Source organism: Anoxybacteroides rupiense, from assembly GCF_014196195.1.
GTDB classification, from domain to species: Bacteria; Bacillota; Bacilli; order Bacillales; family Anoxybacillaceae; genus Anoxybacteroides; species Anoxybacteroides rupiense.
In genome coordinates, this window is sequence record NZ_JACIDF010000002.1 from 82760 (window position 1) to 108304 (window position 25545).

Here is a 25545-nt window from a genome sequence, read left to right on the forward strand (position 1 = left end):
ATTCCCCTTCCTTATACTGTTATGATTTTCCCTTCAAATTCACTGCACTTAAAATATTCCGGGTGCTCAGGAGTCGCATATATTAATGCGTTTCCCTTGTATTCACCTGGCCAAGACACAAGAAGATTAAACCGCTTACTAAGCTGCTCGAGCAACCGTACTGGATGTTGCTGCAATTGTTGATCGAATAAAATTTCGATATTTCCTAACCAAAGTATAGGTACACTGTAGCTACTGAGGTGATCGTTAAGGACTTCCCCTACTTTCAAAGGATAGCTAGTTTTTGGTAGTTCCTGTAATTTTTCACTTACCAACAAACTAACATTCACATACGGAATGAAAAGAGTATTAGCGAGTTTTTTATCTTCAGCTATTGCAAGCCCAACGATAAAAAGGAGCTTGTGCCAGCATGATTCCAAAGTCTCGATTTCAGCTACAATTTTTTGAAGGCTCATAGCATGCGCACCTTTCATTATACAAAATTCTATATTTCCTAATTAGAAATTTGATTATCATTTGGATAATTTTACATTTTTACTAAAAATAAGAATAAAAGTAAATTTTGTTGGATGATATTACAGTACTAATATTTTTATAATATTATGTTGTTTGTCTCCCCATATACCCTAGGTTGTATATCATATGCTCTATATTTTAGTAGGAAAGGGACACTCTCGTAGATATATTATCTCATAATATAACTTGATTTAAGAGAACCAAAATAAGTGTCATTAGCAGGAAATCACGATTAAGATTAGCCCACTTTTTCATAGAGTAGAGCGATTTTTCTAAAAAAACTTTATACATGTTATCATCTTTCAAACAGGTTAAACAATAGCTTTTCACCACATATTTTTTAATTATAATACTCTTGATATGCCATGATACAATTAGATCATTTGCTTCAATCTCCCTCATTAAACACATAGAGTAATAAATTACTCAAAAAGAACTAACATCTCATACACATGTTCTTTTGAAACAAAGTCCTTTCCAAAAGATATCATAACTCTTTTAAAAAGAAAACGCATATCTCTACATACTGCTTAATTACAAATTTGTTCTGTCCAGTTGTAGAGAATTTTTTCATCTTCATAGTAGGGTTAAAACGAAACATTTATTTGTAAAACGCGACTATATATCCCATATTTTACAAAATAGACAGCCGTTTTGGCACGAAAAAAATGCTCTTGGTTTTTCTGTGGAAGCGCTGGCCGTTTTGAGTGATGAAGGTGGCGGTTTAATCAGCCTCCCCTTCCCGGTTACGATGCTATCCTGTTTAACGCCCTTCCCATTCTTTATGCCTGGCTGCTTGCCTCCTTCTGTTTCCATGCTCTTCGCCGGGGATGGCCCCGCAAGAAGCGTGAAGATATTTGGCTTACAAACTAGCCACTGCGTTCCAGCATTTGTTTGTGAATTCAATATGACAGCACCTGAATATTTCTATATCTATTCATTGGGAGGGGGTGGCATGAAAAGCATCAAACCTGGCCGGGGACCTTCGCTGCAAGGGTTCGTCGGGAGCATCACCGCTGTTGTATTCGGAATTTTTTGGATGGGGATGGTGTTTTCCATCACGCGTGATTCACCGTTTGGAGCCACCCGGTTTTTTCCGTTTTTGGCCTGATTTTTATCGGGCTTGGCATTTTTCAAGCGGTTTATCATTACAAAAATGCTACAGGAAAAAACCGCATGTCCGTGCTGGATATTGTCGACAGCCGCGAAGAACCCGATCCGCTGAACGTTCGATTTGGCCATGAACCAGCGGCCGGAGCGGCAAGAGAGCCGCTATTGCCCCGATTGCGGAAAACAAGTGCATCGCGACTTTCAATTTTGTCCGAGATGCGGGAAAGCTTTATCCCCTTGACGTGAGTCCTGGGGAGTATTTCATAATCTGCGGGCTGCTACGGCGGCGAGGAGGGCTTTACTCGCTTCCTAAACTGTATAGCGATAAAGCGCTTCTAGGTAGGCTGGGACATACCGCCGGCTTGCCCTTCAGCCGCGAGCTTGGGCCGATCTCGTTTCATTTATCGCATGTACCATTGAATCAGCCGCAAGAGCGCCTGATGGCCACACTAAAAAATATCGGTAGCCCCGCCGGAAATCCTCCCTCTTTCGCCGCCAAAATTCGTCGTTCTTTCACGATTCAACGCTATGACAATAACTCACTATTCTGCCAACATCTTTATCAACCGCTGGGCCGCTTTTGATAAATAGCGGTCTTTCAGCCACACCAATGCCGTCTCCGAGCATAATGCTGTATCGGTGATCTCAAGGACTCGCAGTTCCTTGCGAATGAAAGGCGGAATCGCCGTCCGCGGCATGATGCTGGCTCCCATGCCGAAAGCGACGAGCGAGAGCACAATGTGGACATCTTGGCATTCGCATACAACATTGCGGCGAATACCGAAACGCCCCCATTCCGCCATCAGCTGCTCATATAGCCCTTCTCCCTTTTCGCGTCGGACGAGAAGAAGGGGAACGTCCGCCAATTCCGTTATCGACACCGCGGTTTGATTATTCAACATTTCCCAAGACGTTGGAGCCACCAACATAAACGGCTCCGTACCAAGCCGAACCATTGAAAGCCCGCTGTCATCAATCGGAAGGCTGACAATCGCCAATTCGATGTCGCGCCGCTCTAAACGCTCGCGAATGCTGAACGGGTCCCCTCCCCACAAGCGAAATGAGACGTGCGGATATTGCTCGCGAAATCGCTGAAGCTTCTCCGGCAAATAGGATGCACACAATAAAGCGACACCGAGCGACAGTTCTCCCCGCCCTCCATCCCCTGTTTCTTTGACTTCCCGCATTGATTCTTCCAACACATGTAAAACGTGCCGGGCTTTTTCATACAACACTTTCCCGGCTTCCGTCAATTCCACGCTCTTTTTATTTCGCTGTCTCTCAAGCAGCGTTACGCCAAGCTCTTCTTCCATTAGGCGCAGCTGCTGGCTTAGCGGCGGCTGGGCCATGTTTAGCTTTTTAGCCGCCCGCGAGATTTGTCCTTCTTCTACAATCGCAAGAAAATAACGCAATTGCCGAATGTCCATGGCGATCCTCCTATATAGGCAAAACGTATATATCAACTATTTAATAGATATTTAACATATAATTATAGACATGATATGCTAGAGAAGGCAATACCGCAAAGATCCAACAGGAAGGAGAGACAGATGCACCAACAGCCACTATGGACAAAAAATTTTATTCTCGTCGCTTTTGTGAACTTTTTTACATTTTTTATTTTTTATTATTTGCTTGTCACACTGCCGGTGTATGCCGTCCAAGAACTGCATAGCAGCCCGTCATCCATCGGCTTAATTACGACGATATTTCTCATCGCAGCCATTATGGTACGGCCAATTTCCGGAAAGTGGATGGGAAAGTCCGGGAAGTACGTCATCTTTTTAAGTGCGATGATCATCATGGGCGCCGCTTCGCTTTTGTATTTTTTCGCGCATTCGCTTGTCGGTTTGCTTGCGCTTCGCTTTTTTCACGGTCTCGGTTTCGGCATGGCGACGACCGCTAACGGCGCGATGGTGGCCGACCTAATTCCCGATTCGCGAAAAGGCGAAGGGATGGGCTATTTCGGTTTAACGGTCAATCTCGCGATGGTCATCGGCCCGTTTCTCGGCTTAACGTTCATGCGGCACGGGGCGGCCGCTATGTTTAGTATAAACGCTTTATGCGTACTCGTAGCGATTGCCATCGGGCTATTCATCCGCTTGCCAAAGCAAAACGCGGCCAGCCGCTCCGCCCAAGCGCAGAAAACAGCCGGAAAGCTTTGGGAACGCTCCGCCATTCCTGTTTCCCTTTTGGCGGCTTTTTTTGGGCTGGCGTATTCCGGAATCATTTCCTTTGTTTCGATTTACGCGAAGGAAGCAGGGTTTTCAAGAGCAGCCAGCTACTTTTTTATCATCTATGCAGCCGTTCTCCTTATTTCACGGCCGTTCACCGGAAAATGGTTCGACCGCTACGGAGCGAAGGTGATCATCTATCCGGCCATCGTTTGCTTTGCGCTTGGCACTTATTTGCTTAGCACGGCGACAACCTCGCTTGTTTTTCTTGTTTCTGCCGGGCTCATTGGGCTTGGCTGGGGCACGACGTTTCCGAGCTTGCAAACGATCGCGATTCAAGTCGCTCCGCCGCCCAACAGAGGTTTGGCAACGGCAACGTTTCTATCGATTTTCGACTTCGGATTTGGCATGGGTTCCTTTTTCGTGGGGCTTGTCGCTGCCAAAACAGGCTACAGCGTTTTATATCTTGGCAGCACGTTTCTTATCCTTGCCGGTATCGGGCTGTATTACTGGTTCGACCAACGAAGCGGTGGCAAATCCGGCATAACCGTCCGCCAAACAGGCTGATGGCACCAACCATAAGAAAAGCGCCCCCGAAGAGCGCGCGAACCAAGCTTGACCCTGCGCAGACCGCTCAGCGGCGATGGGACTCAGCGTGTCGCCGCCGCAGTGTGGGACGGAGCCTCTCAAGGCGATGGCGCCCTTCTCTCTGGATCAATTTCCATTTAATAAAAAAATCTCTTCCCCACCCGCCAGAGCATTTTCTATGATGAGAGGGCCTTGTTTATGCTGGATTCCTTTACATACTAGCACTAGGGTGAATAGTTACCAAAAAAGCAGCCAACACTCTCTTTCTATCGGAGTTTTAGCTGCTTTTGGCCGGGCCAATCCATCGATCGAAAAACCGGCCTGTCAAATGCTTTTGGCTGGTTTCCTGCGATCCTCTTTATCCAAACACAAGGCCGATTGTTCGTTTCCTTTCAATCTAGCGAAGCATCCGACTGATCCCGATTTTCCCCATAAAATCTATCGGAATTTTTGTCCAAAAAGCAATGGCGGCAACGGAAAGCCCATCACGAGGCAATCCGCTAGCCGCCATTATCTTGTTTCGCATGCGATGGGAGGTGCATGCAGCGATGAGCAGCGATCGTACCTGATTATTCCACGCTTTCTTCTTGCGTGCGGATGAATTCTTCGTAAAAGGCAGCAAGTGAAGCATAGACATAAGGAATAAGCCATAATAGTCCGATGCCAAGGGTGAAAATACTTAAAATTCCCCAACCGATAAAGCTCAAATATAATAAAAACAGCTTCCCTTTATACCCTTTCATCCGCTTGCGGCTTTCTGTAATCGCTTGAAGAGCGCCGTATTCCGGGTGATCTTTCAATAAAAAGAAGGTTTGTGAATATGCCAATGATTTAATGATTCCAGGGATAATAAGCAATAGGCTCCAAAGCAAGACGAAAACGCCAAACAAAATCGAGGTGCCGATCAGTTTAAGCGAACGCTTCCCTTCTCCATAAATGGTGAAGATGTTGGCGATGTTAAAATCGCTTCCTCTATATACCTCTAAAAATAACCAATATACTACGATACTGAATGGAATCGCGGCAAGGGAGTACAGGATGTTAAATACATCGGCCGAAGCGGGCGTGTTCTCCTGCTCAAGCCATACGTCCCATCCCCCGCTTATGATGATCTCTATGACCGTCGGAATGAGCACACTCACCAAAAAATAGATCATCATCAATAAAACAGCTGTGCCCCATTTTCCTTTAAGAGACTGCCTTGCTTGACGCTTCAATGCTGATAAACTCATGATGCTTCCTCCTTGTTCATAAAATAACACCTACAGTCCCAATATACGCTGCTCGTTTCCAATTTATCATAGATTTCATAAAATCTCCACCTTTCATAACAAATAATGGTAAAAAATTACCTTTTTTTAAGCTTGTCGTCATGAAGCCAAACAAAAAGAGTTGATCGAATCCCCTCACTCCTTCACCATCTTGCGTTTGGCAGGCTTCTATATACAAAAGAAAGAAGCGTTGTTCTTCTTTCGCACAACGCTTCCTTCTTTCTCACTAGTGTGGATTACCTATCATTTCATTTAATGGATAAACCTGCTTCTTTTCTATCAAAAGCAAAAAACAGCTCTTTCGCTTCACAATGCTTTCCCGTATTCGAACAGTTCCTTTAGCTCCCACACATATTCTTCCGAGCCCGTAACAATCAGCCGGTCGCCCATGCGCAATTCTGTATCTCCATGAGGAATGAGCGACTCGTTGCCGCGGAAAATGCGGACAATAATACAATCTCCTAAGAATGGAAATTGACGAAGCAAGACCCCATGGTACGCGGAATGATTCATTTCGATTTCATGGAGCGCCACGTTGCTATCTGTCAGCATATCGACAATATGAGGCGAAACAATGAAGGACTTTAAGACCGCAGCCGCCGAAAGAGCAATGGAAGCTGTTTCAATTCCCTTTGCCTGCAATTCTTGAACGGTATTTGGCGAGTCAACAAAGGCGATGACACGTGAAACTCCCTGCTCCTTCGCCCAAGCAGCCACTTGCGCATTAATTGCTTCATTGCCCGTCAGAACGACTACAACATCCGCAGCAAATGCCCCGTTTTCCTCTAATACCGCAAATGAATAATCTTCAATATCAATAATCGGGAACACATGATCCAATGCCAAAAGCTCCAGCTTTTCTTCTTTAATATGGTATAGGGTCGTCTCGTACTGCTGAGCGTTTAAATCCCGGGCGGCCGCCAATGTAAACTGATTCGTGCCAATCAGCTTCACTGCCATTTTCGGTGTTTCCTCCACCTGCTTCTTATATAGCTTCTTAAACATGATCGGCGAAACGACGCTCGTTAATACGGCCACTAAAATAAGCGCGCCTTTCATATTTTCATCAATCATCCCGAGACGTTCGGCAATGGTCGCGGCGGCAATGACAAGCGACAGTGTGGAAACGAGCAAAAACCCCGAAGCAAGCGTGGTTCTGGAATCATACCAAATACGCAGCAAATAGACAGGCACCACCTTCGAGATGACAAGAGCGAGAAAGAGAAGCGGGATGAGCAATAAAATTTTCGGTTCGGCAAAGAGCGGCCGCAAATCCAAGTTCACTCCAACCATCACAAAAAAGATCGGAATGAAAAAACCATAGCCGAAGGAATCGAGCTTATGGACAAAATCTGGATTGGGCGATAACAACGAAACAAGAACGCCAGCTAAAAACGCGCCTAAAATATTTTCAGCTCCAAGCGACTCCGAGAGAGCCACCAGCACAATAATAAGCGTAAAGACGGCGCGAGTGCCGATTTGAATCGTTCCCTTTGCCATCGTTTCAACAAACGAACGGCGTTTAAAATGTTTCCCGGCGAAATAAAACAGAACGCCAGCAACAAACAAGCCAAGAAGCAGCCACGTATTTCCGCTATTGGATTCATTTGCGGAAACAAAAACAGCCAACAACACCATCGTTACTAAGTCAGCAATGACCGCAATCAGCAAAATCGTCTGGCCAACGGATGTTTTCATCAGCTGGGCATCCTTCAACGTCGGCACAACCACCCCAAGCGAGATCGTCGAGATGATCAGCGTCATTAAAAAGGCATTATCCACGTAGCCGGCCCAGACAAATAAATAAGACAGACCAAGTGATACGAGAAAAATTCCGACAAACACTGTAGAGGCCAGAACAAATGTGTTCGGTTCGTCCTCCTTCTTCTTTTTCGTTTTACGCGCAAATGCCGAAAAATCAATTTCCAATCCGCTTAAAAACATCAGAAAGAGAAAACCAAGTGTCGACAATGTTTCAAGCCACATATCGTACTTAACGATATTCAATCCCGTTTTACCGATCATAATTCCAACAACCGTTTCAGCAACAACAACCGGAATAACTTGGAGGCGAAAACGATGCAGGAAAAGCGGAGTAAAAAATGCGACAACAATGACAATGAGCAAAGATGTAATCGATGAATGCTGCCCCATCATCGTTCCTCCTTTCATTTGTTTTCACCATTATATAAAATCGCGAAGAAGTTTACAATTTTCCCGTCCCTATCCAACCATTGGACGATCTCTTTTTTGAGCTAAAAGCTCGCTCTTTATCATTTGCTTCCTTTCCGCTTGACTCTTTGCGAAAAAATGCTCAACCCCTAGACTTGGTCAGACGCCGGAGTTCATTTTATGGATAAAAATTGCAAATGTTTGGTTACACTAGTGTGTGGCGGCATTTGCCTTTATCCCGGATTTGTGTTGTGCTTAACAACCGATCAGCCGTTTCACAGCACGATTTCATGAAGTACGGGGCGGCGGCGTACCTTCCCCCGGTGCAATGGTTCAACCATTTTCAAGTTTGTATGGATGCCACAAAAGAAATTATGAATTTAAAGGAGAAGAGTATGTCAGAAGCAACCTTTTTTGTCACAGAAGCAGTTTCCCAGCAGCCAATTCAGCAAATCGAACAGCTTTTAAACTCACTTGAAGGCGTTGAAAGAGTATTAATCGATACGGCTGATGGGGAAATCAAAGTCGAATTCGACGACAAAAAAATTTCAAAAGAACAAATGATGATTACGTTACAGCAGCATCATTTTCATATCCAGTAAAAAATGGTGATCGACAATGTCCGTTTTGGCTTTGTCGACCACCATTTCAAGTTTTAAAAGCTTCAACCGTCAATTCCAGCATGTCTACCCCGTTTGCTACTCTCATAGATGAACCTCCTAATTGTTCTTTTATGATGAAAAGTACTTACACTATAATATAATGATTTATCATATTTAAAAATTTATTATATCAAAAAATATTTTTCGTCAATATTTTAATTCGTTCCTCCATTTCCAATGAACCTTCCTTAACCCACACTCGGTTAAGAGGAGGGAGATTTCGTATATGGATCGTATCATACGAAGGCTATAGCAGCCATCGTTTATAAATATTCATGAATTCTTCAAACTCGGGCATACTAAACAAAGACAAAACGATTTTAGGAGAGAAGCATGCCATGGACAAACTGATTTTATGGGCATTGCTGTTTCTTGGCATCGCCTTATTGCTCTTTAGTTTCATCAGAAAACCGTTGCTCATCAAAAACTCTTTGCTCGCCTTTTTAATTCAAGCATACTTTTCTACCTTTTTTGGTGTCATTGTCGTCGAAACCCATACGCTTGACTACCCTGTCCGATTTTTACCCGAGTATTTCGATACGAGCATTTTATTTGAATATGTATTATTTCCTGTTGTTTGTGTTTACTTTTATCAAACATCGCTTCGTTCATCATTTTTAGGGATCGTTGGCCAAAGCCTATTGTATACAGCAGCTATGACCGTGATTGAAGTATTATGTGAGAAACATACGGATTTAATTGAATATTACACATGGAAATGGTGGTATTCATTTGTGACGATGTTTTTATTAACGATGTTTGTCCGAAGCATTATGCTATGGGTCGACCATAACAAACTATCGAGGGAATAAAGGAAAAAGATGAGAGAATACCATCTATCGTTCTGTATGGGGGATTGTGAGCGAAATCAATAAATGCTCCAGTCATTTCGCTTCTAATCCCTCCGCTGTCTGGAAAGCCCTTGGCGGACAAGGCACGCGGACGAGCGAAGGCAGTAAAGCAGAGTGAAAGCGTCTATCAACCATTTTTCATGTATTAAAGAGGAGGCATAGAAAAGAAAAACGGTATTTCACCTGTCATATCATCACTGATTCTCTGCCTCTCCCTGATAAAATGGGCTGAGCTCCAAACATTTGTCTGGTCTGCAGCCCATTTTATCGCGGTTTCAAAACAGCAGCGAATCACTCAAAATTCTAAATACTCCACTATTAATCTCTATTAATTGCACACTTTCACCATTTTCAGGATATTTTTGCATCTTTTTTATCCTGCTTTACTTCGATTGACAAGTGTTTGCAAATATTCTTCACCGTTTTTCATTCGTCGAACTTATGAGGAAGCGCAGCACGGCTAAAATTAGCATGCTTCAGCGGCACAAGAAACTAAGCACAATCATCGCCTTCCCTCAATTCCAATCAGCCTTGTTCCTTTACAAACTGCGTTTTCACCCTTCTCGTCCAGATCAGGGCAATGATAGCGAATATAAACGCGACACCTTCAACAAGCCAAATGTTCGTAACAGCTTTCACTTGATACAGCGCCGGAGCGACATCCATCAGTGCGTGAAGCAAAATCGCATAAATCACATAGCGAAACTGACGTCTGCGCACCCCGAACAGCACAAGAAGCGACATCGCAATATGAAAGGAAAGAGCAAAAAGCCGTTCAAAACCGCCAAGCATATACATAGCAAATGTCGTCTGCTGTACTTGCTGCTTCAGCAGCGCTGCCTGATCTGCTGATAAAGATGCAGCGATCACTTGCTCGAAGGCCCCTGATTGAATTAAGTTGGTCAAAATCCAAGCATTGACTGCACCTATTCCGCCAATAAGAATCGCTTCAATGCCGCCATGTCCGATACCAAACGATAGTCCATCCTGATAATCGTGATGTCTCTTCAACAGCCAGCGAAAGCCGAGATAGCGCCCCATCTCTTCAAATATTCCGGCAGCCAACGTTGCATATACTACAAATAAAAACGGATTGTCCGTCCATTTGAGCGATGGGCCAGTAGGGTCAATCACCGCAACATGAAGCAATTTTTCTAGAATTTGCGAAAACAAAATGAAGATGAGAATCCCTACACCTAAAGGCTTCCAGGACAGCCAGCCTTTTCTTCTCCCATAAATCACTAGACCAATTGGAATAAACACCGAAATAATAAATTGAACAATAATCCCTGCCATACTTCCTGCCACGATCATACTCCTCTCTCTTCCCTGCTCTTATTTTTCCACCATCAATGGCCGCTTTGTTCTTTTCGGAAATACAAATACGACTGAATGACCAAATAGAGGACGCCAGCCATCACCGCGATGATAAACGTGAAAAAGCGCCACGCTCCTTCGATAAACACCGTCATCGTCAGAATCATGCCAAGCAGCACAAATACTTTCCCGCCTAAACGATGGGTTTTATTCCATACAGTTTCATTTGCTAACGTCCAAGGTGTCCGAATGCCAATAAAATAGTTAGGCTTCATTTTCGGCATATAATTTCCTAGCACAATAAACAGCAGGCCGATTCCAAGCGGCACAAACAAATTGACATCGACAGGGAAGCCGAGATTGTAGGCAAGCGTTACAACATGAAGAGCGAAAAAGAAAAGAACAAGCACAACAAGAATCACTTGGTAGCTTCCTTTAAAACTCTCATAATTTTTACGTTTTGGATCCATCTTTGGCATTACGTTCATTAAGATGACAACGGCAGTGATCAATACCGGCGACAGAAAGGCGCCAAACCATTTGCTGCTGTAGCCATCCACTTCTCCCTCTGCGTTCCAATGGGTAGCGACTTGGTCAGGCAAATAAAAAATAGCGGCAATGCTCAATACATAACTTAAAACGGTTAAGATGACCACAATCCGGTTCGACCTCATGAGCCCTTCCCTCCTTTATCAAAAAAATCGTAAAACCAGCTCATCAAATCTTGAAACACAGTGGTGTTCAAAGAATAATAAATATGCTGCCCAACCCGTCTATCTTGAACGAGATCGGCCTGCTTCAAAATTTTTAAATGATGTGATACGCTGGGCTTTTGCATTTCGAAATGAGAAGCAATCTCCCCAGCTGTTAAGTCCCCCTTTCTTAACAAAGTAAGAATTTGTCTTCGCGTCGGATCAGCGATTGCTTTAAATGCTTCGTTAAAAGACAATGGTTACATCACCTTTCGATATGATGTAGTTCAATATTTAGAAAATCATCTAAATATAAAACAAAAAAATATTTAGATATTCTTCTAATTTTAATTATATTCTATTTTGTATATATTTGTAAAGAACCATTTTTAGCTGGAGCCTCCTGTCTCTAAACGGAGAATAAACGGAGAATAAACGGAGGGGGAATCAAAAGTGTTCTCCCATGTTTTTCCCTTGTTTTCAGTTGATAAGATCCTCTATTTATGAGAAAATACTACGAAGAAGCAGAACGTTTGCACGGATAGAAGGTGAAAGTTTTGAAAGGGCTTAAAAAGAAAACGGGTTCATGCCACTCATCAAACCTTTGCCCTAAGTTTGAAGCCGCGATGACGTTACTAAGCAAACGGTGGATTGGCTTAATTATCAGCCAATTATTAGAAGGGAAAACAAGATTTTCGGAAATCGAAGCCGCCATGCCGATTAGCGGCAAGCTGCTATCGGAACGGCTTAAAGAATTAGAAGAGGCCGGTATTGTCGAGCGCAACGTCTATCCCGAGACTCCGGTGCGCATTGAATATGTATTGACAGCAAAAGGACAAGCGTTACAGCCCGTCATTGAGGCTATCGAGCAATGGGCGCAAGCTTGGGAGAAAGACTAAAGATGGATTGTCATACAAACTTGCGATTTGATGTTAAAGTGAAGAGGAGGATTTGGTTATGGAACATTTGGAACAATCTCTTGATAAATATGCGGCACTTGCTGTTCATATTGGCGTCAATATTCAAAAAGGACAAACGCTCGTTGTTAACGCTCCGCTCGATGCTGCCGCGCTTGTTCGCAAAATCGCCAAAAAAGCCTATGAAGCCGGAGCCAAGCACGTATATGTCGAATGGAGCGACGAAGAATTGCAATATATTAAATATAAGCATGCACCAGATGAAGCGTTTTCCGAATATCCGATGTGGCGGGCGCAAGGCATGGAAGAGATGGCGAGAGAAGGAGCAGCCTTTCTTTCCATTTATTCTCCTAATCCCGATCTATTAAAGGATGTCGATCCGAAGCGCATCGCGACATTTGCGAGAACATCTTCCCAAGCACTGCAAAATTACCGCAGCGCTTTGATGTCCGACCAAAACTGCTGGTCCATTATCTCCGTCCCAACGGCAGCCTGGGCGAAAAAAATATTTCCTGATTTATCGGAGCAAGCGGCGATCGACAAGCTGTGGGAGGTTATTTTTCAAGTAACACGCGTGCACGAAGAAGATCCAATCCAAGCTTGGGAAAAGCATAATCAAAAGCTGGCCAAAATGGTGGATTATTTAAATCAGAAGCAATACAAACAGCTGATCTACACAGCTCCAGGCACGGATTTAACGATTGAGCTTGTCGAAAACCACATCTGGCACGGCGGAGCGTCAACCAGTGAAAGCGGCATTCGCTTTAATCCAAACATCCCAACTGAAGAAGTATTTACAATGCCGCACAGAGACGGCGTAAACGGAAAGGTCCGAAACACAAAACCGTTGAACTACGGCGGTAACGTCATTGACGGATTCACCCTTACATTTAAAGATGGAAAAGTCGTCGATTTTTCAGCAGAAACGGGCTATGAAACATTAAAGCATTTGCTCGAGACGGACGACGGAGCACGACATCTCGGAGAAGTGGCTCTCGTTCCACACCGTTCGCCGATTTCAGATTCTCATCTCATTTTTTATAACACACTATTTGATGAAAACGCGGCCTGCCACCTCGCTCTTGGGAAAGCCTATCCGACTAATATTCAAGGCGGAACATCCATGGCGAGAGAAGAACTGACCGTGCACGGCATCAACGACAGCCTCATCCATGAAGATTTCATGATCGGCTCCGCCGAATTGAACATCGACGGCGTCACCAAAGATGGCAAGCGCGAACCGATTTTCCGCAACGGCAATTGGGCGTTTAATCCAGAATAAAAAATCCATACCATACAAAATAGGATGACGCTTTTATTTCTGTCTTCCTCTAAAAATATAAGCCGCGGCCCTTTCATACGAAAGGTCGCGGCTGTCTATATGTTATGCGGCGAATGATTCTTTCCTCGTTTTAACAGATACAAAATAAAAAGGGAGCTTCTTTCCCCAAGCAGTCCCTGTCATGATTCAGTCACTTTTTATTTGCCGTTTTGTTTCTCTTCTTTGTAAGTTTTATGATAAAGCTTTAGCCTCTCTAGTTCTTCCCGATAATGCAATAGACGCTTTCGCAACTCCTTCGTCTGGCTCGGCGTGACCACTTTTCCTTCTAGGCTTTTTCCCGTTCTTAGCGCTTGCTTCACTTCTTCCCTCATGGTCACAAGCTTTTGTCCCGTCTCTCTTACTGTTTTTGTTTTATAAGCCCGCATCATCTTAATCAACATACTTTTCGCATCGTCCGCTTTGTTATTCAACTCTCCACCTCCAAAATTGGCCCTTCTTCGCTATGGTCCCATCCCATCATTTCTAATGGAAATCCGTATCCAACAGACTATACCAATATCCGTCATGGCTGTTTCCGATTTTGCTCAATGCTGGCTGAACGCGCTTGTTCTTCATCAGATCCGAAAGGCGGTTCCTATCAAACAAATACGTAAAACTTAAGAAAATAAAAAAGGAGGGCTGTAAAAAAAGAAAAAGCAGCCCACCCTTTCGCATCTCAATTAGCTTTTTCTTACGTTCGTCGCTTGAGGGCCACGGTTACCTTGCTCCACTTCAAAAGTAACTTCTTGGCCTTCCTCTAAAGATTTAAAGCCTTCGCCTTGGATCGCTGAGAAATGGACAAATACGTCCGGACCGCCTTCAACCTCGATGAATCCAAAACCTTTGTCAGCGTTAAACCATTTTACTTTACCATTTTGCATAAAAAAAATCCTCCTAAAATGTACCTTAATGCACATATCCATTTTTTAACCATTTCACAAGTAATAAAAAGACATTAAAAACTGCAACCTCTGAGGAGATTTAACCTTGCCATCCCCTTTGAAGCTACAGCATGTTTAAATCCCTATTGTATTAAAAGTAAAATGGTTTAAAATCACTATAACATACTTTTTATATAAAAGCAAAACATTTTACCAACTTTTTCACTTGATGACTGCTGTTTCCTTCAAGCAGCGAGCATCCCCCCTCTCCTCTATCACTTAAAGACCGAATAAATGGCGTCTATAAAGCCCGCGTTTTTCACACATGAAACAACGCCGCTTTCAGCTCCATTCATGTTTCGGTGAAGCGGTGTTGTTCAACCATCCGACGGCTAAAAACATCCCAAACTTCCCTTTGCTGCCCATGTTAACATAGCAAGAATATGTCATTCCATGCAGACACACTATCCTTCCTTGTATACTTTTAAATGAATCGCTTCTGCCCCCAAACAGCAAAATCATGCGCTCTCCAGCAACTGAAGACTCACGGAACGCCGTTGAAAATACGAGTTACTCGCGCGATCCCTAGGCAAAGATGAGCATAGGCATGTGCATTTTTTTATCATATATGTACTTTCCTTCCGAATACGATAAGTAATAAAGCTTTTCTTCATGAACAGCGCGAGAATTTCCCATAAAAAAGGGGGGAAAGTATGTATAGTTATGTGTTTCCAAAGCTATCCACGGAAAAAATGCTTTCCATTATTAGGAATGGGCTAAAGAAAACGGACGACCCTAAAAAAGTCATTGTGATCGGCGCGGGCATGGCAGGACTTGTTTCTGCTTCTTTGCTGAAGCAGGCGGGACATCAGGTCACCATTCTTGAAGCCTCGGAACGAGTCGGCGGAAGAATATACACGATCCGCTCTAATTTTCGCGGAGAGGATCAATATCTCGAAGCAGGCGCCATGCGCATTCCGCACACTCATTATTTAACGCTTGAATATATTAAAAAATTTAAGCTCCCTGTCAATCCGTTCATCAATAGCACACCTAACGATTGGCTTTACTTGCGGGGAACGCAGGCTCGTTTAAAAGCATACGAAAAAGATCCAAGCATCTTTGGATTTCCTGTTTGGCCACAAGAGCGAGGAAAAACTGCTACTGAACTGTTGCAAATGGCTATTAAACCCGTCATCGATTTTATTCAGAAAAATCCAATCAAAAATTGGCCGATTGCCATTCGTGAATTGGATAAATATTCACTGGATACTTACTTGCGATACAATCCTTTTGGAATGAGGCTGTCCCGCGGCGCTATTGATATGATTAAATCCATTCAGACAGTAGAAGGATTTCCAGAGCTTTCTTTTTTGGAAATGCTGCGCGAATTAATGGTGCTATTTACCCCAAACATTAAATTTTATGAGATTACTGGCGGAAACGATCAGCTTCCTAAAGCGTTTGTCCCACAATTGCAAAATGATATTTTATATGGACAAAAGGTTCGAAAAATTGAACAAAATCAAAATCAGGTTACCGTCTATTCCGTGCATACCAAAATTTTAGAGCCATTTCAAATTACAGGCGATCTCGTCATTGTGACCATTCCATTTTCGATTTTACAATTTGTAGAGATCGAGCCAAGAAACTCTTTTTCCCAAAACAAGTGGAAAGCGATTCGCGAGCTTCACTATGTCGGTTCCACGAAAACTGGTATTCAATTTAAACATCGTTTCTGGGAAAAAGAAGGAATGTTTGGCGGTCGAACCATCTCTGATCTTCCAATTACTTATACGCAATATCCAAGCCACGGACTGGGAAGCTCTGGTCCAGGAGTTGTACTGGCCAGCTACACATGGGAAGACGATACGATACCATGGGATAGTTTAAGTGATGAAAATCGGCTAGAGTATACCCTTAAAAACTTGGCTGTTATTCATGGACAGCAGGTTTATCATGAGTTCGAAACAGGAATTAGCCATAGTTGGGTTCGTTATCCGTATTCTGGAGGGGCGTTTACGATGTTTAAGCCCGAGCAAGTCACTGAGCTTTCGCAATATATCGGTTCTCCCGAAGGAAGAGTCTATTTTGCAGGAGAACACGCTTCAACGGTTCACGGGTGGATCCAAGGGGCGATTGAGTCGGGAATTTGTACAGCATACGAAGTCCATAAAGTGCCAAAATCCTACCTTGAAGCGCAAACCACGCTAAAATAATCAAGGGGCCATATAGAAGCAACCAATGATCCAACGCGCAAACTGCAGCTTCAATAAAAATACGGCTTCCCTTCAAATCGCTCAATATGTTACGATTTCAGAACTCAGAGCTATCTAAAGCAACAACTACAAAAGACCAATCGAACTAACCTGAAGCAAAAGAGCTGCTTTTGCTCATTAAAAAAGGGGTTCCTTTTATAGGAAACCCCTTTTTTCAGCGTCCCAGGAGAGACTCGAACTCCCGACCGACGGCTTAGAAGGCCGCTGCTCTATCCTGCTGAGCTACTGGGACATCATCCTAAGCTTCTGTCACAAGCAATTTGCTATGCCTCTTTCATTTGTTCGAAAAACAGAGCAATGAGACGGTTCGTCGATCCATTGGACCGCCACAAGCGGGTGACGGGACTCGAACCCACGACATCAGCAACTCGTCACATATTCAATGACGTATCGCTCGTGGCTGAAGTTTTGCCACTAAACTACACTCGCAACAAAGGCGGCACCCGGATTCGAACCGGGGGTAAAGGTTTTGCAGACCTCTGCCTTACCACTTGGCTATGCCGCCATCAAAGCGGAAGACGGGACTCGAACCCGCGACCCCCACCTTGGCAAGGTGGTGTTCTACCACTGAACTACTTCCGCATTTGGCTGGGGTAGCTGGATTCGAACCAACGCATCACGGAGTCAAAGTCCGTTGCCTTACCGCTTGGCTATACCCCAATCCTCTTCATATTCAAAAGGGGCGACTAGTGGGAATCGAACCCACGAATGCCAGAGCCACAATCTGGTGCGTTAACCACTTCGCCATAGCCGCCATGCTGGAAAATGGCAGGGGCAGTAGGAATCGAACCCACACCGGAGGTTTTGGAGACCTCTGTTCTACCATTAAACTATGCCCCTAACTGGTGGAGGGGGACGGATTCGAACCGCCGAACCCACAGGGAGCGGATTTACAGTCCGCCGCGTTTGGCCACTTCGCTACCCCTCCAGCTATAAAAAATGGCTCGAGACGGAATCGAACCGCCGACACAAGGATTTTCAGTCCTTTGCTCTACCGACTGAGCTATCGAGCCATGATACGATGTATATTGGTCCTATGTTTAGCCTTTCTCTTTCCATTCGCATCCGTACATTAAAATATGATGCAGAACAGCTATTTTGTCAATATGACATAGGCGACGGGTCATTGATCAAACATTCCAGATAAGTTAACCATAAATCCCCTTTACTTTCCTATACAACAAAGTGAATTCACCGAAAACAGTTAAACATATGTATGTCTTTAAAATTATTGCAATAAAACTTCTATGATTCCGCTATCACTTATATGTATGACATCTAATCATGCGATATGTATAGGACGGAGGAGGAGGGATTCGAACCCCCGCGGGCTGTGACACCCCTATCGGTTTTCGAAACCGACCCCTTCAGCCAGACTTGGGTACTCCTCCATTCGATGGAGCCTATCGGGATCGAACCGATGACCTCCTGCGTGCAAAGCAGGCGCTCTCCCAGCTGAGCTAAGGCCCCAAAAATGAAACTGGTCGGGAAGACAGGATTTGAACCTGCGACCTCATGGACCCGAACCATGTGCTCTACCAAGCTGAGCTACTTCCCGCTCTAAAGCAACCATTCACACATGAGCACCGATTACAAAGATCCTTTTGAAGCGGAAGACGGGACTCGAACCCGCGACCCCCACCTTGGCAAGGTGGTGTTCTACCACTGAACTACTTCCGCATGCTTAAAAACGTAAGCAAGTATTATTATAATAAAACAAGTGAGATTGTCAACATGATTTTTTTCAAGCCGTCACTATCTATATTTAAATAGCGACGATTTTTATTCTATATCGATACAAATAATTTGTCAATATATTTTTTAAGGAAAAACGGCCAAAAACAACCGTCATCTAGCCTTTGCCTAAATTAACGCCTTAGAGCCATTCACATTCGGAATAATCTGTTTTTATGATTTTATCATACAATCGTTGTATAATGAATTTTGTACTTTTGCGCAACAAAGGGGGATCTCTATGGCTGCATTTATGCATTTGTTTGAAGCTTATCGATCACTTTGGTCCAATCGCTCGCTCAACAAAGAGGAAGAGCTGACAGAGGAAAGATGTAAGGCGCTCATTCATGAAGCGATTGAAAAAGAGCTGAGAGATGAAATGACTCATCCACGCGTTCGTCAAGCTCCAGAGGTGAAATTTCATTATGCTGTTAAACGCATTATGGCTTCGCCGTTAGCCAATGAAACAAAATTGGCGCTTATTGAACTCCATTTAGACGTGATGGAATACGTTCAGCGATAGCCTTGGACACCCTATCGCCTCCCTCTTTCCTTTGTTTGGGGAGGCTATTTTAAATACACTTTTTCAAATTCTTCCTTTGCTAACGGTTTTCCCAGAACATATCCTTGAATTTCATCACAATGAAGAGAACGAAGAATTTGCAGCTGTTGAAATGTTTCCACGCCTTCAGCAATCACGCGCAGCTTCAAATTTTTCGCTAAACCGATAACGGAAGCGACAATCGCTTGATCTTCCTCCGTTTGCGCAATTCCATCAATAAATACTTTGGCGATCTTTAAACGATGAATCGGAAATTTACGCAAATAGCTAAGAGAGCTATAACCTGTTCCAAAATCATCAATGGAAATATGAACTCCTAACGCTTTCAGCTGTTTAAGCTTTTGAATCGTGTGTTGCTCATTAAAAATGGCCACTCCTTCTGTGATTTCCAGATCCACGCTGTCTGCTGTCAAATTTGTTTTCTTCAAAATGGCCGTAATCTGTTCAACCAGCTTTTCCTGTAAAAACTGCTTAGGCGAGATATTGACACTGATTCTGAGCGCTCGTCCTGTCTGCTCATTCCATTGCTTCACTTGCCGGCACGCTTCTTCCATCACCCACTCGCCAATGGCGATAATCTGCCCTGTTTCTTCTGCAACAGGAATAAACATATGCGGAGGAATCAAGCCCATTTGCGGATGATGCCAACGAATCAGCGCCTCCATGCCTATCATTTGACCTGTAGCGATATCAAGTTGCGGTTGATAAAAAAGAGTAAATTCCCTCTGTTCAATTGCCTGATAGATCGCTGTTTCAATTATTGTTTTTTGCATGATTCCTTGATCCATTTTGCCATTAAAAAATTGATATTGGTTCTTTCCTTGTTCTTTAGCGCGAGATAACGCAATGTCTGCCTTTTTCATCAGAGATTCTCCTGTTTCTCCATCATATGGAAAAACAGCGATTCCCATGCTCATAGAAACACGCATTTCCAGATCGTTAACCGGCAAAGGCTGTTTAGAAACAGATAAAATCGATTCAACGATCGAACGAAGCTGTTGGAGCTTATACACCGGCGAAACAATTAAGGCGAATTCATCGCCTCCCTGTCGCCCGATGACATCTGTTGGTCGAAGTGACTGCTTTAACCATTCTGTCATTTTCACCATAAGAGCATCCCCCGCTCGATGGCCAAAATAATGATTTACCTGCTTAAAACGATCTAAATCAATGAATATAACAGCGAGCAAATGATGCTGTTGCTTCGCTTCCTGAAGCGCCTGCTCAAGCGCCGCAATAAACGCACTTCGATTGAGCAGACGTGTTAAACAATCATGCCTCGCCAAATAAAGCAATTCCTCGGTCTTTCTTTCTGATTCCGTTGTCTGATTGACCAGCTTTTGCTCCAATCCTCTATTTAAAAGCTGCATGCTCCTAAATAATCGCGTACTCTCATACAAAGCAACAGCTTGTCGCATTATAACAAAGACGCCAATAGCCATAAAAATCACAGCGATCTCTCTAGCCTCACGCGCTTCTTCATGCAAAATGAAGAAAAAAATCGAAGGAATGAACGCCATATATAAGAACAGAACTTTAAATGACAAGAGACTTTTCTGATTTTTTAAGTACAGAGAGATCTCCCTATCAGCAAATACAGCTGACAGCCCCATCATCAATAAACCGGCAAAAATAAGAAAATCCAAAGAATGGCTTGGAGAGGAATAATCGAATAACAGCGTCCTTGCTCGATCCGTCCCATCCGCTGCTATCAAAAGGATAGCCCCTGCTATATGCCAGGCCAAAACAGGTTTTGCCGCTGAACTAGAAGAAAAAAAGAAAATGCCTAATACATATGCAGTCGCTAATTCTAACAGAAAAATACTAGAGAAAATAAAAAGGTCGGAAACGGATAAATACGAAAGAGAGAACAGCCGATTCAAACCAATCGAGCCTACTAACGCCCCAACGGAAACGATAATCAACACATCCAGCAGTTGCTGAAATAAATGGACTCTAGTTTCTTTCGCCGCTGCCAAAGATAGAAGCGCGATAAAATACAAAATCATAGAAATTTCATCCAATCCATTAGTTTGCCATAAAAACCATTCCGTCTGTTTAACGGCCGTTTCATACAACAAGATGCTTTCACGAATCCAATAAGTCGACAGACTGATCAACAGCAGCAACCAAAACAGCCGCTGTTTCGGCCGCAAACGCCGGTAAGCTAGCCATATCCATACCAAAATAACAGATGTGCCACATATAGCAACCAAGATATGAACAATGGGATGGCGAATGAAAAGAAGACAGCAATAGTAAAGAGCAAGATAGATCAAGCTAAAGGTTACACATTTCCATTTATTTCCCATATACTTCATCCTCCTTTCTTTTCTATCATATGTCGCTTCTAGAAAAGCAGCTGGATGAATGATCACATCGTATAAAAAATAAGCAGAGAAAAATACTATAATCGACATGAAGAAAGAAAGGAGGAATGGCCAATGCCATTAGTGCCTTATGATCCATTTCGTCATTTAGAAACGATGCGGCGCGATTTCAATCGTTTATTTACTCATGATTTTTCACCATTATTTCATGATAGCGAAACGATGATGCCGCGCGTTGATGTGCATGAAACCGATAAGGAATATATGATTTCCTGCGATCTTCCGGGGCTTGAACGCAAGGAAGATGTTCATATCGATGTTCATCAGCAAACTCTTCACATCAGCGGAACCATTCAACGAGACGAATCCGTCAAAGAAGAACAAATACATCGGCGCGAGCGTTTTTTCGGCCGCTTTCATCGTTCTATTCCGCTTCCTTCTGACGCAGATGCTGAACAAATTCGGGCAACCTATAAAAACGGCGTCCTCAATATCCATGTTCCGAAAACAAATAATCAGCAACGAAAATCGATCGATATTCAATTTCATTGAACCGTTTGTCTATAAAAACAGGGTGTCCTGCATCAAGAACACCCTGTTTTTCCATATACATAAAATCAATCCTTTTTTATATAAACACCGCTGCTTTCACGGACAACTAAGGCAGTCGGGATGACGACTTTTTTTGACAAATGCCGCTTGGTGGAAAGCCTTTCAACCAACAGTTCAACGGCGGTTTCCCCCATAAATTCCGTATGCACTTTAACGGTTGTCAGCGGCGGCTGAACAAACGCTGATGTGGGAATGTCATTAAATCCGACCAGTGACATATCTTTTGGAACACGAACACCCGCTTCATGCAGTGCTCGCAAGGCGCCGATCGCCATCGAGTCGCTAGCAATGAAAAAAGCAGTCGGACGATCATTTCTCGTTAGCGCTTGTTTCATCAGTATATATCCATCTTCCGCCGTAAAGCGTCCAGTGAATACATAATCCGGACGATAGATTCCTTTTACATATAAATATTCATAAAACGTCGCTTCCCGTTCATCGTTAATCGGTGTCTTTCCATCGATATACTCCCGGCCGCCGATGTAGCCAATACGTTTATGGCCAAGAGAGAGAAGGTAATCGAGCACGCCAATCATCGATTGGCGAAAATCGGCGACAACGGAATCAAACCGCTTTTCATCAGGCGCAAAATCGACAAACACTATTTGTTCCGCGCTTGATGAAAACACCTCAATATCTTTTGGGCCGAATTTTCCGATCGCGATGATGCCATCGAGCCCTGAGAGCCATTCGGACTCATAGGAACCGTCCTGCTTAAACAATTTCACAAGTTCAATTTGGCGATGAAAACATTCTTTTTCCACCCCTAAGCGAATCGCCATATAATAAGGATCACCTAATTCCTGAGCTTCAGAGTACCAATGGACAAGGCCGAATCGCAACCGTTCTTTCGCCGTTTGTTGGCTGCGCTCACGCATCGTTTTATAATTTAGCTCTTGTGCGATTTCAAAAATTCGCTTTCTCGTTTCTTCTGACACAGAGAGCGTTGGATCATAATTTAATACGCGTGACACGGTCGCTACCGACACTCCCGCTTTTTCTGCGATTTCTTTTAATGTCGCCATGGATGAAACATGTCACTTCCTTTCCACATGCGCCTGTTCTGCTACCCTCCGCAAAAACATCCGGAACGCCCGCTTTCCTTCTTCCGTCCGTTTAAACACGCCCGCATGTTCAAGCACGACAATAAAGCGTTGTCCGACTTCATAGCGCAACATCTCTTCCACATTTTCCTCACTGAAACGGTTGTATCGACCGCGCATCCGTTCGATCCAACCGGCGTGCTTCCGCAGCGGCGCATCCCAATGTTCCGTTGGAATATTGCGCACAAGGCACTGCTTGAGCGCATCCAATTCGGCCGCGAGCCGTCCCGGAAGAACCGCAAGCCCCATTACTTCAATCAGTCCAATGTTCTCCTTTTTAATATGATGCAACTCTTCGTGCGGGTGGAAAATGCCGTACGGATGCTCTTCAGATGTCCGATTGTTGCGCAAAACGATATCCATCTCAAATAAATCGCCACGCCGACGCGCAATGGGTGTCACGGTGTTGTGCGGTGTGCCGCCGGTTTCATGGAGAATCCCGACGCTTTCATCGCTATAGGTTCGCCATGTTTGATAAATCAGATCGGCCGCATTGAGCACCTCGGATTTTTGGCCGCGCAAACGGATGACTGACATCGGCCAGCGAACCATGCCGACGGTTAATGACGGATAAGATGGCAGCTGGATCGATTCCTCGATGGCCGCTTTCTCCATGGCGAATCCATAACGCCCGCCTTGAAAATGGTCATGCGCTAAAATGGAGCCGCCGACAATTGGCAAATCAGCATTCGATCCGATGAAATAATGCGGAAATTGTTCGATAAAATCGAGCAAGCGGGCAAATGTCTTCCGTTCCATTTTCATCGGTACATGTTTACCGCTAAGAACGATGCAATGCTCGTTGTAGTATACATAAGGAGAATATTGAAAATACCACTGTTCATCTAATAGCGAAAGCGGAATCATGCGATGATTGGCGCGCGCCGGATGATGCCAAGTTCCCGCATATCCTTCATTTTCCGCACAGAGCACACATTTCGGGTACGACGAAGGCGGCTTCGCTTTTAATTGAGCAATATCCTTTGGATCTTTTTCCGGTTTTGATAAATTAATGGTAATATCAATATCCCCGTACTCCGTTTTCACCTTCCACTGACGATTTTTTGCAATCCGATCCATTTGAATATAGTTAGAAGCGCAGCTCAATGAATAAAACCAGCCGGTCGCCTCCATCGGGCTGTTTCGATATTTGGCCAAAAACTCGCGAATGACTTCTGACGGTCGCGGCATGAGACAATTCATCAGCTTCGCTTCCCATATATCCCGCTCCGTTACCGTGTTGGTTTGCAATCGCCCTTGCTCGTACGCCCAATCGAGAATCGCTGCTAAAATCGGGGAGGGGGAGGACGGAAGCGGCGGAAGCTCTTCAGAGGGGTGCCACTCTTCTAGCCCAAGCGTGGCAAGCAGCCGATTGCGCACATAAATGACATCTTCCCGCTGAATCAGCCCTTGGGCAACCCCGTACTGAACAAGCTGCTCAATCGCTTCATAAATGTTCACATTCACACACCTCGGTACCCGTTCGGTTTTGCATGATGCCACTCCCAAGCAGAGGCCACGATGTCATCGATGTTCGTATACGTTGGCTTCCAACCAAGCTCCCGCTTCGCTTTTTCCGCAGAAGCGACCAATCTCGCTGGATCGCCGGCACGCCTTGGCGCTACAAGCGCTGGAATGTCGCGACCCGTCACGCGACGAGCGGCTTCAATCACTTCCTTCACAGAAAATCCGCTTCCATTTCCGAGGTTGAACACGTCGCTTGTGCCACCGTTTCTCAATTTTTCTACTGCTAATAGGTGAGCATCGACTAAGTCAAGAACATGGATGTAGTCACGGATACATGTTCCATCATGCGTGTCGTAGTCTTCGCCAAAAATTTGTATCTCGCTTCGCTGTCCTAACGCCACTTTTAATATAAGCGGAATTAAATGCGTTTCTGGATGATGATCCTCTCCTAAATAAGCGCCATATGCCCCAGCCACATTAAAATACCGCAGCGAAATATAACGGATACCGTAAGCCTTGTCGGCCCATTTCATCATTTGTTCCATCGCTAGCTTCGTTTCGCCATATGCGCTTTCCGGCACTGTTGGGTTGGTTTCAGAGATCGGTATTTGCGTCGGTTCCCCATATACGGCAGCCGTCGACGAAAAGACGATGCGTTTGACATCAAACTCATTCATCGTCTCTAGCAGCACTTGCGTCCCATACACATTGTTATCATAATACTTTAGCGGCTCCTGCATGCTTTCACCCACAAGAGAATGAGCCGCGAAATGGATCACCGTATCCATGTCATAGCTGCTAAACACATGCCGCAAGAAACGGCGGTCACGAATGTCTCCATGACAAAAGATCGCTTCTGGATGGACCGCTTCACGATGTCCCGTTTGCAAATTGTCCACGACTACGACTTTTTCACCTTTTTCAATGAACCGATACACCGCATGGCTCCCAATATAGCCAGCTCCTCCGCAAACAAGAATCATTAT

Annotated in this window: 23 protein-coding genes and 13 tRNA genes; 10 read left to right on the plus strand and 26 right to left on the minus strand. The window is 44.2% G+C overall.

All coding sequences use genetic code 11. The annotated features are described in order from the left end of the window. Positions 1–11: 11 nt before the first annotated feature. Complete coding sequence (gene brxF / locus GGQ95_RS03890) at positions 12–455, minus strand: BREX-3 system P-loop-containing protein BrxF (RefSeq protein ID WP_183186398.1); 444 nt, start codon at positions 453–455, stop codon at positions 12–14. Between the two features lie 1016 nt (positions 456–1471). Between brxF and GGQ95_RS18255 the strand changes: the two genes are divergently transcribed. Together GGQ95_RS18255 and GGQ95_RS18955 are read left to right on the plus strand one after the other, a co-directional pair. Next, positions 1472–1627, plus strand: coding sequence for a hypothetical protein (locus tag GGQ95_RS18255; protein WP_244963591.1), 156 nt, complete (start codon positions 1472–1474; stop codon positions 1625–1627). Between the two features lie 65 nt (positions 1628–1692). Beyond that, a complete protein-coding gene (locus GGQ95_RS18955) occupies positions 1693–1872 on the plus strand; it encodes a hypothetical protein (RefSeq protein ID WP_231734672.1) in 180 nt (59 codons plus the stop codon). A gap of 296 nt (positions 1873–2168) precedes the next feature. Here the strand turns inward: GGQ95_RS18955 and GGQ95_RS03900 are convergent, their stop codons facing one another. Continuing rightward, a complete protein-coding gene (locus tag GGQ95_RS03900) occupies positions 2169–3053 on the minus strand; it encodes a LysR family transcriptional regulator (RefSeq protein WP_183186399.1) in 885 nt (294 codons plus the stop codon). A 123-nt stretch (positions 3054–3176) separates the two neighbouring features. On the opposite strand from GGQ95_RS03900, the gene GGQ95_RS03905 reads away from it, so the two are divergent. Further along, complete coding sequence (locus GGQ95_RS03905) at positions 3177–4367, plus strand: MFS transporter (protein ID WP_183186400.1); 1191 nt, start codon at positions 3177–3179, stop codon at positions 4365–4367. Positions 4368–4957: 590 nt separating this feature from the next. Here the strand turns inward: GGQ95_RS03905 and GGQ95_RS03910 are convergent. After that, positions 4958–5620: a DUF975 family protein gene (locus tag GGQ95_RS03910; RefSeq protein WP_066150298.1), complete on the minus strand. Its 663-nt coding sequence runs from the start codon at positions 5618–5620 to the stop codon at positions 4958–4960. Between the two features lie 345 nt (positions 5621–5965). Then, positions 5966–7813, minus strand: coding sequence for a monovalent cation:proton antiporter family protein (locus GGQ95_RS03915; RefSeq protein WP_183186401.1), 1848 nt, complete (start codon positions 7811–7813; stop codon positions 5966–5968). Between the two features lie 215 nt (positions 7814–8028). Between GGQ95_RS03915 and GGQ95_RS18265 the strand changes: the two genes are divergently transcribed. Further along, positions 8029–8433: a heavy-metal-associated domain-containing protein gene (locus tag GGQ95_RS18265; RefSeq protein ID WP_244963595.1), complete on the plus strand. Its 405-nt coding sequence runs from the start codon at positions 8029–8031 to the stop codon at positions 8431–8433. Positions 8434–8831: 398 nt separating this feature from the next. Then, complete coding sequence (locus tag GGQ95_RS03925) at positions 8832–9305, plus strand: CBO0543 family protein (protein ID WP_066145300.1); 474 nt, start codon at positions 8832–8834, stop codon at positions 9303–9305. Between the two features lie 564 nt (positions 9306–9869). Here the strand turns inward: GGQ95_RS03925 and GGQ95_RS03930 are convergent. The 3 genes from GGQ95_RS03930 to GGQ95_RS03940 are packed head-to-tail and all read right to left on the minus strand — an operon-like array spanning position 9870 to position 11610. Continuing rightward, positions 9870–10658, minus strand: a complete 789-nt coding sequence (locus tag GGQ95_RS03930) for a YhfC family intramembrane metalloprotease (protein WP_066145303.1) — start codon at positions 10656–10658, stop codon at positions 9870–9872. A 35-nt stretch (positions 10659–10693) separates the two neighbouring features. Then, positions 10694–11335 (minus strand): SdpI family protein, encoded by a 642-nt coding sequence (locus tag GGQ95_RS03935; protein ID WP_183186402.1) that lies wholly within the window; start codon positions 11333–11335, stop codon positions 10694–10696. Continuing rightward, entirely contained in the window at positions 11332–11610 is a 279-nt protein-coding gene (locus GGQ95_RS03940; RefSeq protein WP_044745815.1) for an autorepressor SdpR family transcription factor, read from the minus strand. The genes GGQ95_RS03935 and GGQ95_RS03940 overlap by 4 nt, the downstream gene beginning before the upstream one ends. 369 nt (positions 11611–11979) lie before the next feature. Here GGQ95_RS03940 and GGQ95_RS03945 point away from each other — a divergent pair, with 369 nt between their 5' ends. Beyond that, positions 11980–12252, plus strand: coding sequence for a winged helix-turn-helix transcriptional regulator (locus GGQ95_RS03945; protein WP_044745828.1), 273 nt, complete (start codon positions 11980–11982; stop codon positions 12250–12252). Positions 12253–12310: 58 nt separating this feature from the next. Further along, complete coding sequence (locus tag GGQ95_RS03950) at positions 12311–13552, plus strand: aminopeptidase (protein WP_183186403.1); 1242 nt, start codon at positions 12311–12313, stop codon at positions 13550–13552. A gap of 197 nt (positions 13553–13749) precedes the next feature. Here the strand turns inward: GGQ95_RS03950 and GGQ95_RS03955 are convergent, their stop codons facing one another. Both GGQ95_RS03955 and cspD read right to left on the minus strand, forming a co-directional pair. Beyond that, entirely contained in the window at positions 13750–14022 is a 273-nt protein-coding gene (locus tag GGQ95_RS03955; RefSeq protein ID WP_080862439.1) for a hypothetical protein, read from the minus strand. A gap of 249 nt (positions 14023–14271) precedes the next feature. Further along, a complete protein-coding gene (gene cspD, locus GGQ95_RS03960) occupies positions 14272–14472 on the minus strand; it encodes a cold-shock protein CspD (protein ID WP_044745812.1) in 201 nt (66 codons plus the stop codon). 713 nt (positions 14473–15185) lie between these two features. Between cspD and GGQ95_RS03965 the strand changes: the two genes are divergently transcribed. After that, complete coding sequence (locus GGQ95_RS03965) at positions 15186–16691, plus strand: flavin monoamine oxidase family protein (RefSeq protein ID WP_183186404.1); 1506 nt, start codon at positions 15186–15188, stop codon at positions 16689–16691. A gap of 218 nt (positions 16692–16909) precedes the next feature. Here GGQ95_RS03965 and GGQ95_RS03970 read toward each other — a convergent pair. From GGQ95_RS03970 to GGQ95_RS04030, 13 genes are all read right to left on the minus strand, one after another. Continuing rightward, positions 16910–16983, minus strand: a tRNA-Arg gene (locus tag GGQ95_RS03970). 99 nt (positions 16984–17082) lie between these two features. Next, positions 17083–17180: transfer RNA gene (locus tag GGQ95_RS03975), tRNA-Arg, on the minus strand. A 5-nt stretch (positions 17181–17185) separates the two neighbouring features. Beyond that, a tRNA-Cys gene (locus GGQ95_RS03980) sits at positions 17186–17256 on the minus strand. 5 nt (positions 17257–17261) lie between these two features. After that, positions 17262–17333, minus strand: a tRNA-Gly gene (locus tag GGQ95_RS03985). Positions 17334–17336: 3 nt separating this feature from the next. After that, positions 17337–17411: transfer RNA gene (locus tag GGQ95_RS03990), tRNA-Gln, on the minus strand. Between the two features lie 21 nt (positions 17412–17432). Then, positions 17433–17505, minus strand: a tRNA-His gene (locus GGQ95_RS03995). Positions 17506–17517: 12 nt separating this feature from the next. After that, a tRNA-Trp gene (locus tag GGQ95_RS04000) sits at positions 17518–17591 on the minus strand. 3 nt (positions 17592–17594) lie between these two features. After that, positions 17595–17679 (minus strand) — tRNA-Tyr (locus GGQ95_RS04005). 12 nt (positions 17680–17691) lie between these two features. Further along, a tRNA-Phe gene (locus tag GGQ95_RS04010) sits at positions 17692–17764 on the minus strand. A 288-nt stretch (positions 17765–18052) separates the two neighbouring features. After that, positions 18053–18142 (minus strand) — tRNA-Ser (locus GGQ95_RS04015). A gap of 6 nt (positions 18143–18148) precedes the next feature. Next, a tRNA-Ala gene (locus GGQ95_RS04020) sits at positions 18149–18221 on the minus strand. A gap of 11 nt (positions 18222–18232) precedes the next feature. Beyond that, positions 18233–18309 (minus strand) — tRNA-Pro (locus tag GGQ95_RS04025). A 50-nt stretch (positions 18310–18359) separates the two neighbouring features. Further along, positions 18360–18431: transfer RNA gene (locus GGQ95_RS04030), tRNA-Gly, on the minus strand. Positions 18432–18726: 295 nt separating this feature from the next. On the opposite strand from GGQ95_RS04030, the gene yoyC reads away from it, so the two are divergent. Continuing rightward, complete coding sequence (gene yoyC / locus GGQ95_RS04035) at positions 18727–19008, plus strand: protein YoyC (RefSeq protein WP_066145315.1); 282 nt, start codon at positions 18727–18729, stop codon at positions 19006–19008. A 44-nt stretch (positions 19009–19052) separates the two neighbouring features. Here the strand turns inward: yoyC and GGQ95_RS04040 are convergent, their stop codons facing one another. Beyond that, positions 19053–21359, minus strand: coding sequence for a putative bifunctional diguanylate cyclase/phosphodiesterase (locus GGQ95_RS04040; RefSeq protein WP_183186405.1), 2307 nt, complete (start codon positions 21357–21359; stop codon positions 19053–19055). A gap of 132 nt (positions 21360–21491) precedes the next feature. Here GGQ95_RS04040 and GGQ95_RS04045 point away from each other — a divergent pair, with 132 nt between their 5' ends. Beyond that, the gene (locus GGQ95_RS04045) at positions 21492–21929 is read left to right on the plus strand and encodes an Hsp20/alpha crystallin family protein (protein WP_183186406.1); all 438 of its coding nucleotides are present in this window, start codon (positions 21492–21494) and stop codon (positions 21927–21929) included. A gap of 65 nt (positions 21930–21994) precedes the next feature. Here GGQ95_RS04045 and GGQ95_RS04050 read toward each other — a convergent pair whose 3' ends face one another. From GGQ95_RS04050 to galE, 3 genes are read right to left on the minus strand one after another with little or no spacing between them, the layout of a single operon-like run. Further along, positions 21995–23014, minus strand: coding sequence for a LacI family DNA-binding transcriptional regulator (locus GGQ95_RS04050; protein WP_183186407.1), 1020 nt, complete (start codon positions 23012–23014; stop codon positions 21995–21997). A 12-nt stretch (positions 23015–23026) separates the two neighbouring features. Then, entirely contained in the window at positions 23027–24553 is a 1527-nt protein-coding gene (gene galT, locus GGQ95_RS04055) for a UDP-glucose--hexose-1-phosphate uridylyltransferase (RefSeq protein ID WP_183186408.1), read from the minus strand. A gap of 2 nt (positions 24554–24555) precedes the next feature. Next, positions 24556–25542: a UDP-glucose 4-epimerase GalE gene (gene galE / locus GGQ95_RS04060; protein ID WP_183186409.1), complete on the minus strand. Its 987-nt coding sequence runs from the start codon at positions 25540–25542 to the stop codon at positions 24556–24558. Positions 25543–25545: the final 3 nt, after the last annotated feature.